This is a genomic window from Streptacidiphilus sp. MAP5-3 (assembly GCF_041262505.1).
Lineage (GTDB): Bacteria > Actinomycetota > Actinomycetes > Streptomycetales > Streptomycetaceae > Streptacidiphilus.
On the sequence record NZ_JBGCCL010000058.1, the window covers coordinates 1 to 9,668 of the forward strand.

The following is a 9,668-nucleotide window of genomic DNA, read 5'->3' on the forward strand; positions in this document are numbered from 1 at the left end:
ACCCATGGACGCCATCTCCGTCTTCACACCCGCCCCCGAACATCGAGGCGTCCATAGAACAATTATGACACTCCATTCAGCCCACACCAAGCCCCGGCCGTCCCCCACACGAGTGAAAACCCCCAGCTCGGGGCAATAGCCAATTCAACTTCGTCATCGAACTGCACGATCATCCGACCGGTCGTCAAGAAATGGAAAAAATTACCTGGGAATCCGATGAGTTCGGCCTGCCGTTGACGTCGTTGCGGCCCACCATGTCGCACATTCGCGCCATGGCCATGTTCTCTTCCCCTGCCCCGCCACGACCGAACGTCCTGCGCGGCCGGCTGACCCTCCTCGGGCTCTGTGCGCTGGCCGCACTGCTCTTTGCCTGGGGAATCAGCCGGAGTCAGTACCACCCCTTCTACGCCGACGCCGTCCGGAGCATGACGCTCAGTTGGAAAGGATTCGTCTTCGGGTCGTTCGACCCGGGGAACACCATCACCCTCGACAAGCTCCCGGGTTTCCTGTGGCCACAGGCCGTGTCGGCCCTGATCCTCGGATTCCATCCGTGGGCGCTGACCCTGCCGCAAGTGATCGAAGGCGTGCTCAGCGTCGCCGTGCTGCATGTGATCGTGAAGCGATGGGCGGGGCTCACAGCAGGGACCCTCGCCGCACTGGCGTTCATGCTGACGCCGGTCGTGACAGGACTGTTCCGGACTGCCGTCGAGGACCCCGCGTTCACGTTGCTGCTGCTCCTCGCCGCCGAGGCGACGCAGCGGGCGGCGCGCAGTGGGCGGACCAGGACGCTGCTGGTGGCGGGGGTCTGGGTCGGGCTGGCGTTCCAGGCGAAGATGCTCGAAGCGTTCGCGGTGCTGCCCGTGCTGGCCGGGGTGTACCTGCTCTCCGCGCCTGCCTCGCTGAAGCGGCGCTGCGCGCAGGTCGGGGTCGCGGCCGTGGTGACGCTCGCCGTGTCGGCATCGTGGATCGCGCTGGTCACGCTCACTCCGCAGGCGGACCGGCCGTACGTCGACGGCACCACTGACAACTCCCCCATCAGCATGGTCGTCGGGTACAACTTCCTGAACCGCTTCTCCTCCGTGGGACTCAGCGCGGCCGACACGGGCAGCGTCTCCGCGGTCCGGGGCGGACCGCAGGGCGCAGCGCAGTCCGACAAGAGTCACCAAAAGGCCGGACGCACCACCACGACCACCACCACGACCGCCGCAGCGACTCCCACCCCGACCCGCCGCGACCAGTCCGAGAACGGCTGGGCCAAGCTGCTGACCGGCGAGCTCGCGGGCGAGGTGGGGTGGCTGTACCCGACCGCGCTGGCCGGGTTCGCCGTCGGCGTGCTGACGCGGCGTCGGCAGCCGCGGACCGACCCGGTGCGGGCTGGGTACCTGCTCTGGGGGGCGTGGCTCGCAGTGTTCTTCGTGGTGCTCAGCGCGGGGAGCGTGGCCGGGCACGCGTACTACCTCGGCGTGATCGCGGCACCGGCCGCCGCGCTGACGGGAGCGGGACTGCCGCTGCTCTGGCGCACGTGGCGGGCGGGCGGAGCGGGCGCGTTCGCGCTGCCGGTGACCGTGGCGGCCACGGCGAGCTGGGCGGCCGTGCTGTCGCGGCCGTACCCGACGTTCCGGCCGTGGGTGACGCCGACGGCGCTGACGCTGGGCGTGGTGTCGACGGTGCTGCTCCTGCTGCCGCTGGTCGTGCCACTGCTCCGCCGCGAGCAGCAGGTCACCGCCGACGGTCCAGTCACCACCGACGGTCCGGTCACCGCCGATGGTGCGGTCGCGACCGGACGCCTCGGCCTCGCGGGGACGGTCGGGCTGGCCTGCGGACTGGTCGCGGTGCTGCTGACGCCTGCGGTCTGGACGGCGAGTGTCTTCGACCCGGCGTACGCGAGGTCGATGATGGGCGCGCTCGGCCCTGCCGCACAGGTCGGCCAGTTCGGACAGTTCCAGCGCACGTTGGAGGACGGCGAGTCCGGCGGGCACCCCGGAGCGCACGGGGATCCGAGCCGCTCCGGAACCCAACTCGCTGCCGCCGCACACGCTGTGGGCGCACAGTCGGCTGCCGCCACCGAGGACGGAGCCGCGCTCGCCGCAGCGGCTTCCGTGTGGGGGCGGATGTTCGGGTTCGGCGGCGCGCCTCGGCTGGACAGCGGAGAGCAGGCGGTGCTCGCGTTCACCACGGCGCACCGGAACGGGGCCCGGTACCTGTTCGCGACGACGAGTTGGGCGACGGCGTCGCCGTTCATCCTGGCGACCGGCGCGCCGGTGCTGCCGGTCGGCGGGTTCACGCAGCAGGCGCCCTGGCCGACGGTCGACGGCATTCGTCGCGATGTGACGACGGGTCAACTGCGCTACGTGCTCCTTGCCGAGCACGCCTCATCGCCCTTCGGCGGCGGTGCGCCGCAGTCGCGGAAGCCGACCACGGCGGCCCAGGTGGGGTCGTGGGTGACCGCCAACTGCCATCCGGTCGCGCTGGCTGGATTGCAGACGAACCGTCAGAATCCGCAGCGGCTCTACGACTGCGCCGCGCCCCGGCGTTGAGCTGCGCCCCGGCGTTGAGCCGCGCCCCGGCGTTGAACTGCGGCCAGTCACCGAGCCGACCGCAGGCCACCGTGCGACGGCAGGAGGTCTGGGCAAGCCGACCACAGCGGGACTAGGGTGCTGTCCGAGCGGAAAGCGCTTACCACCGTCGACCGACCCGGGCAGGTCCCCATGCCGCACCACATCCCGAGCCCCCTCCCGCCGTCGCCGCTCGACCTCCCGGAGAACCGGTCCCTCTCGCCGTACACCGGCTGGGACCGCCGTCACTGGGAGGCGCAGGCGGACCGGCTGCTCGCGGCGGTCACCCCGTACGCCACCCCGGCCCGTGCGGGGTACGCGTTGCCCGGGCGGGCGTCGTGGTCCGGGGAGGCGTCGGACGCGCTGGAGGGGTACGCGCGGACCTTCCTGCTCGCCGCGCTTCGGATCGCGGGCGCGGACGGGAAGGGCGACGCGGCGACGGAGCTGCTGGAGCGCTACGCCGCAGGCCTGACCGCCGGGACGGACGCACGCCTCACGCAGGAGGCCTGGCCGCGCATCGACCGCGACCGGGTCCAGCCCATGGTCGAGGCCGCGTCGATCGCGCTCGCGCTGCACGAGACCCGGTCCTGGCTGTGGGACGCGCTGCCCGCCGCGACCCAGGAGCGGACGACGGAGTGGCTCGGCGGCTTCGTCGGGCGGACGCCGGTCGGGAACAACTGGGTGCTGTTCCAGACCGTGGTCGAAGAGTTCCTCTGCTCCGTCGGGGCCGATCACGCCGACGCGGAGATCCGACGCGGGCTGGACGCGCTGGACGGCTGGTACCTCGGGAACGGCTGGTACACGGACGGGCCGGGGCGGCGCGTCGACCACTACAACGGTTGGGCGCTGCACCTGTATCCACTTCTCTGGACGCGGATCGCGGCCGGCGGGCCGAGGGCTGAGCTCGCCGCCGAGCTGGGCGTCCGCTTCCGGGAACGGCTGCGGCGGTTCCTGGACGACTACGTGCACCTGGTCGGCGGCGACGGTGCGCCGCTGCACCAGGGGCGTTCGCTGACCTACCGGTTCGCCGCGGCGGCGCCGCTGTGGATGGGCGAGCTGTTCGACTGCGCACCCGTTCCGGCTGGAACGGTGCGCCGCGCCGCCTCCGGAATGCTGCGGCACTTCGCGGAGCACGGCGCACCGGACGGGGGCAGGGACAAGCACGGGGACGGGAACGGAGGCGGAGGCGGAAACGGGCTGCTGACGCTCGGTTGGCACGGCGAGTTCCTCGGCATGACGCAGCCGTACTCCGGTCCCGCGTCGCCCTACTGGGCAGCGAAGGGGTTCCTCGGACTCCTGCTGCCCGCCGACCACCCCGCGTGGACGGCGGCCGAGCAGCCGTTGCCGGTCGACGCGGCCGACGGCGTGCGGCTGCTTCGCGGACCGAACTGGCTGGTGCAGGCCACCCGCGCGGACGGGGTCGTGCGCATCCACAACCACGGCAGCGACGGTCTGGACCCAGCCGCCGGTGACCGGAGCGCGCCGAGCGAGCGCACGAGCGATCCGCACTACGCCAAGCTCGCGTACACCACCTGCACCGGGCCCGTGGTGCCGGCGAACCGCGCCGCGGACAACGAGCTCGCGCTCTGCCCGCCGGACGACCAGACGCCGCTCCCCCGCGGCCCGATCACCCCGCTGGACGCCGGGCTGCCCGGCCAGCCCGGCGTCCCCGACCTCCCGTTGGCCGGCTCCTCCCACACGATCGACCGGGCCGCCGGGACTCGCGTCGAGTCGTGGACGCTCGCCGACGGCCGGTTCGAGCTGCGCCTCCACGCCGTCGTGGCCCCAGCGGGCTGGCGGATATCGGCGGGCGGACACGCCCTTGCCGCCACGACGCCGCCGCTCACCCACCGGGGGCGGCACTGGACCGTCGTCGAGCAGCCGGAGAACCGGACAAGCCTGCGCCTTCGCAGCGCACTCGCACCCATCCTCGGCTTCGGGATGCTCCCCGCAGCCACCACAGCCGACAGCACAGCCGACACCACTTCCCGCGCCACCGCCCGTGCCACGGACGCCAACGCCTTCGGCGCGCACGCGGCCTTCCCGCTGGCCACAACGACACAACCGGCCACCGGCGTTCACGTCCTCGCGACCTGCGTCGTCCTGTCCGCCGAACCGCTCGACGCCGACGCACCCCCGCCCTTCTCCGTCAGCGGCACCCTCGCCGACGGCTTCCGGATCCGCACTCCTTCCGGCCACACCCTGATCGCCGAGATCACCGTGAGCCTGAGCGGCAACTCGAGCCCGGACGGCAACCTGCTCCGCTTCCGCTCCGCCGGGGGTTAGGCGGGCTAGGTGGGCTGGGCCCCACCCCACCCCGGGACGCGTGCTTCGATCGACTGTGCGACCGTGAAAGCGGCTCGACGCGCCGCCGGGCGGGGACCACCGCCTAGCGGGCCTCCGCCGGATGTGTCGCAATCCGAGACGCGGGGCGGTACCGGGAAGTCGCCCGGACAAGATATCTTGATGTCGAGACGTTCTGAACGTGATCGTGATCGTGAAGTAGACGCGAAGCGGGAGTACCGGTGACTGACTCGACCATCATCTATACGCACACCGACGAGGCCCCGGCGCTGGCCACGTATTCGCTCCTGCCGGTGATCCAGGCCTACGCCTCGACGGCGGGGGTCACCGTGGAGACGCGCGACATCTCGCTCGCCGGGCGCATCATCGCGAGCTTCCCGGAGCGTCTCACCGAGGCCCAGCGGATCCCGGACGCGCTGCACGAGCTCGGTGAGCTGGCCAAGACCCCGGCCGCCAACATCATCAAGCTGCCGAACATCTCCGCGTCGATCCCGCAGCTCAAGGCGGCCGTCGCCGAGCTCCAGGCGCAGGGCTACGCGCTCCCGGACTACCCGGACGAGCCGAAGACCGACGAGGAGAAGGACGTCAAGGCCCGGTACGACAAGGTCAAGGGCTCCGCCGTCAACCCGGTCCTGCGTGAGGGCAACTCCGACCGCCGCGCGCCGCTGTCGGTCAAGAACTACGCCAAGACCCACCCGCACCGCATGGGCGCGTGGACGGCCGACTCCAAGACCAACGTCGCCACCATGGGCGTCAACGACTTCCGCCACACCGAGAAGTCCACCGTCATCGCCAAGGACGGCGCCCTGCGCATCGAGCTGGTCGGCAACGACGGCACCACCAGCGTGCTGCGCCCGGAGGTCAAGGTCCTGGCCGGCGAGGTCGTCGACGCCTCCGTGATGCGCGTCGCCGCGCTGCGCGAGTTCCTGGCCGCCGAGGTGGCCCGGGCCAAGGCCGAGGGCGTGCTGTTCTCGGTGCACCTGAAGGCCACCATGATGAAGGTCTCCGACCCGATCATCTTCGGCCACGTGGTCCGCGCCTTCTTCCCGAAGACCTTCGCCGCCCACGGCGCCACCCTGGCCGCCGCCGGGCTCAACCCGAACAACGGCCTGGGCTCGATCCTGGCCGGCCTTTCCGCGCTGCCCGAGGGCGAGGCGATCCAGGCCTCCTTCGACGCCGAGCTGGCCGACGGCCCCGCGCTGGCCATGGTCGACTCCGACCGCGGCATCACCAACCTGCACGTGCCGTCCGACGTGATCGTCGACGCCTCGATGCCGGCCATGATCCGCACCTCCGGCCACATGTGGGGCCCGGACGGCAAGGAGGCCGACACCCTGGCCGTGCTGCCGGACAGCAGCTACGCGGGCGTCTACCAGGTCGTCCTCGACGACTGCCGCGCGCACGGCGCGTTCGACCCGGCCACCATGGGCTCGGTGCCGAACGTGGGCCTGATGGCCCAGGCCGCCGAGGAGTACGGCAGCCACGACAAGACCTTCGAGATCCCGGCCTCGGGCACCGTCCGCCTGGTCGACACCGAGGGCAACGTGGTGCTGGAGCAGCCGGTCGAGGCCGGTGACATCTTCCGCGCCTGCCAGACCAAGGACGTGCCGATCCGCGACTGGGTCAAGCTGGCCGTCTCCCGCGCCCGCGCCACCGGCGTCCCGGCCGTGTTCTGGCTGGACGAGACCCGCGCCCACGACGCCAACCTGATCGCCAAGATCAAGCAGTACCTGCCGGAGCACGACACTGCGGGCCTGCAGATCGAGATCATGTCCCCGGAGAAGGCGACCGCCTTCTCGCTGGAGCGCATCCGCCGCGGCGAGGACACCGTCTCGGTCACCGGCAACGTGCTGCGTGACTACCTGACCGACCTGTTCCCGATCCTGGAGCTGGGCACCAGCGCCAAGATGCTCTCGATCGTCCCGCTGATCAACGGCGGCGGCCTGTTCGAGACGGGCGCCGGCGGCTCCGCGCCGAAGCACGTGCAGCAGCTGCTCAAGGAGAACTACCTGCGCTGGGACAGCCTGGGCGAGTTCTTCGCGCTGGCCGCCAGCTTCGAGCACCTGGCGCAGTCCACGGACAACGCCCGCGCCCAGATCCTGGCCGACACGCTGGACCGGGCCACCGGTACCTTCCTCAACGAGGACAAGTCCCCGTCGCGTCGCCTGGGCGGCATCGACAACCGTGGCAGCCACTTCTACCTGGCCCTGTACTGGGCCCAGGAGCTGGCCGCGCAGACCGAGGACGCGGCGCTGGCCGAGGCGTTCGCCGGTCTGGCCAAGACGCTGGCCGAGCAGGAGCAGGCCATCGTCGGCGAACTGATCGCGGTCCAGGGCTCCCCGGTCGAGATCGGCGGCTACTATCAGCCGGACGCGGCCAAGGCCGCCGCCGTGATGCGCCCGTCGCGCACGCTCAACGAGGCGCTCGCCACGCTGAGCTGACCCACCATCAGCCCGCCCGGTCGTCCCGGGCTTCGACGGCGCGCAGGACAGCGACCATGTCCTGCGCGCCGTCGCCGTTCTTCTCCGCCAGCGCGGCCGTCTCGGCGTAGAGGGCGTGGCAGACATCCAGCAGCGGCGCGGCGACTCCGGCCCGCTCAGCGGCCTCGGCGATCAGGCGGTTGTTCTTCAGCACGTCCAGGATGCCTGCCTGGACCGAGAAGTCACGCTGCGTCAGTTTTGCCGCCTTGCCCCGGGAGACGGCGCTCGCCATCGGTCCGGTGTCGACGACGGAGCGGAAGACGTCGAGGTCCAGGCCGTGCCGCTCGGCGAAGTGGAACGCCTCGGCCAGGCCGGTGACCGTGGTGATCAGGAAGATGTTGACCGCGAGCTTGGTGCGCAGCGCCTGCGGCACCGGGCCGCAGACGAAGGCCTCCCGCCAGAGCGGTTCCAGCAGCGCCCTGACGGCCGCCACCGCGTCCGGCTCCCCCGCCAGCATCGCGACGAGCGCGCCCTCCTCGGCGGGGACGCGCGAGCCGGAGACCGGAGCCTCGACGTACCGCCCGCCCGCCGCGCGGACCTCGCGCTCCAGGGCGGCGGAGTACTCCGGCGAGGTCGTGCCCATGTGGACGACGGTGCGGGCGCGCACGCGGGTCGCGAAGTCCGGCGTGCCGCGCCGCAGGACGGCGTCCGAGGCGTCCTCGTCGGCAAGCATCAGCACCACCGTCGCGCAGCGCCGGAAGACCTCGGCGACGTCCGCCGCGACCTGCGCCCCGGCGGTACGCAGCGGCTCGGCGCGAGCGGCCGTCCGGTTCCAGACCACCAGCGGCGTGCCGGACCGGGCCAGGTTGAGCGCCATGGGCAGGCCCATCACGCCCAGGCCCACGAATCCGACCGACGTTCCCTCGTCAATCCGCGCGTTCACGAGCTACTCCCAGAACCTTGCAGACCCTTGCAGGCCCTTGCTTCTATGACGTACGTCATAATAATGGGAACTATGACAGCCGTCATAGAGCTTGTCCGCCCCGACCACCGGAGCGCGTTGCACCTGCTCTTCGCCGCCTGCTCACCGGAGACGGTCCAGCTCCGGTTCCGGGCGCGACTGTCCGCGCTTCCCGCCGCCTACCTGGAGAGCCTGCTGACCGGGCCGCCGGAGCTGCACGACGCCGTGGTCGCCCGCGACTTCGACTCCGGGACGGTCGTCGGGCTCGGCAGCCTCGCCCTGCCGGATCAATCCCGGCCGGAGACTGGCGAGTTGGGGCTACTGCTGGTGGACGCGTGGCAGCGGCGCGGAGTCGGGCGGGCGATGGCCGAGGTCCTGCTCGCCCGCGCGCGGGTCCGGGGAGTCACCCGACTCGTCGCCGAAGTCGCCCACGGCCGGTCCGCGCTGCTGGCGGCGCTGGCGCGTCATGCGGAGCCCGTCGCGCGGCGCAGCGCGCGGGAGGGGGTCACCGGGCTCTATAGGCTGGACCAACCCTCGTCCCTGCTGCTGGAGGTCGGTCACCGTGACGGGAGCATCGGAGCCGGGAGCGCCCAAGCCGTCCAAGCCACCCAAGCCGTCCAAGCACGGACCGCGTGAGCGGATGGTCTACAGCGCCGCCCAGCTGATCCGCCGCGACGGCGTCGGGGCAACGGGGATGCGTGACGTCGCCACACACGCGGAAGCCCCGCGGGGCTCGCTGCAGCACTACTTCCCGGGCGGCAAGGAGCAGTTGGTCAACGAGGCGGTCGGCTGGGCCGGACGTTACGCGGCCCGGCAGGTCGAGCGCTTCCTGGCGGCGCTCAGGTCCGGCAGCCCGCAGCCCCGGCCCAGCGAGCTCTTTGCGGCCATGGTCGGGCAGTGGACCACCGAGTTCGAGACGGCGGGGTTCGCGTCGGGCTGCCCGGTCGCAGCCGTGACGGTCGACTGCGTCGACGCGTCCGAGTCCAACCGCACGGCGGCAGCGGAGGCGTTCGCCGTCTGGATCCGGCCGACCGCTGCCGCATTGAGGGAACTCGGTATCCCGGAGGAGCGGACGACCCCCCTGGCCACGCTGATGATCAGCGCCCTCGAAGGCGCACTGCTGATGGCCCGAGCGGAGCAGGACATCCGCGCCCTCGCCGCCGTCTCCACCGAGCTCGGGCCGCTGCTGGACGGAGCCGTCTCCCCGGGACTGTGACTCATTCATGGCACTCAGTGCCTTGGCATATGGCACTGAGTACCCTTATGGTGCGAGTACGAGCCCTCCGCGGTGGGAGTGTGCCAACCCGGTACGAGCCAGTTCAGCCGCACAAGTCAGTACAGGAGACAGGTCGTGAGCTTGAGGATCGTTGTCTGTGTGAAGTACGTGCCCGACGCGACTGGTGAGCGGCGGTTCGCGGAGGATTTCAC

The 9,668-nt window shown here is 71.5% G+C and carries 6 protein-coding genes; 5 read left to right on the forward strand and 1 reads right to left on the reverse strand.

Annotated elements, in window-relative coordinates; all coding sequences use genetic code 11:
- Nucleotides 1-272: 272 nt before the first annotated feature.
- From ABH928_RS36255 to ABH928_RS36265, 3 genes are all read left to right on the forward strand, one after another.
- Nucleotides 273-2,537, forward strand: coding sequence for an ArnT family glycosyltransferase (locus tag ABH928_RS36255; protein WP_370073012.1), 2,265 nt, complete (start codon nt 273-275; stop codon nt 2,535-2,537).
- Between the two features lie 171 nt (nt 2,538-2,708).
- A complete protein-coding gene (locus tag ABH928_RS36260) occupies nt 2,709-4,841 on the forward strand; it encodes a DUF2264 domain-containing protein (RefSeq protein ID WP_370073014.1) in 2,133 nt (710 codons plus the stop codon).
- Nucleotides 4,842-5,080: 239 nt separating this feature from the next.
- Nucleotides 5,081-7,300 (forward strand): NADP-dependent isocitrate dehydrogenase, encoded by a 2,220-nt coding sequence (locus tag ABH928_RS36265; RefSeq protein WP_370073015.1) that lies wholly within the window; start codon nt 5,081-5,083, stop codon nt 7,298-7,300.
- Nucleotides 7,301-7,307: 7 nt separating this feature from the next.
- Here the strand turns inward: ABH928_RS36265 and ABH928_RS36270 are convergent, their stop codons facing one another.
- Nucleotides 7,308-8,222, reverse strand: a complete 915-nt coding sequence (locus ABH928_RS36270; protein WP_370073016.1) for an NAD(P)-dependent oxidoreductase — start codon at nt 8,220-8,222, stop codon at nt 7,308-7,310.
- A gap of 72 nt (nt 8,223-8,294) precedes the next feature.
- On the opposite strand from ABH928_RS36270, the gene ABH928_RS36275 reads away from it, so the two are divergent.
- Nucleotides 8,295-8,876, forward strand: a complete 582-nt coding sequence (locus ABH928_RS36275) for an N-acetyltransferase family protein (RefSeq protein WP_370073017.1) — start codon at nt 8,295-8,297, stop codon at nt 8,874-8,876.
- 4 nt (nt 8,877-8,880) lie between these two features.
- Nucleotides 8,881-9,456 carry a TetR/AcrR family transcriptional regulator gene (locus ABH928_RS36280; RefSeq protein WP_370073018.1) on the forward strand — a complete coding sequence of 192 codons (576 nt, stop codon included), beginning with the start codon at nt 8,881-8,883 and terminating at the stop codon, nt 9,454-9,456.
- Nucleotides 9,457-9,668 lie beyond the last annotated feature (212 nt).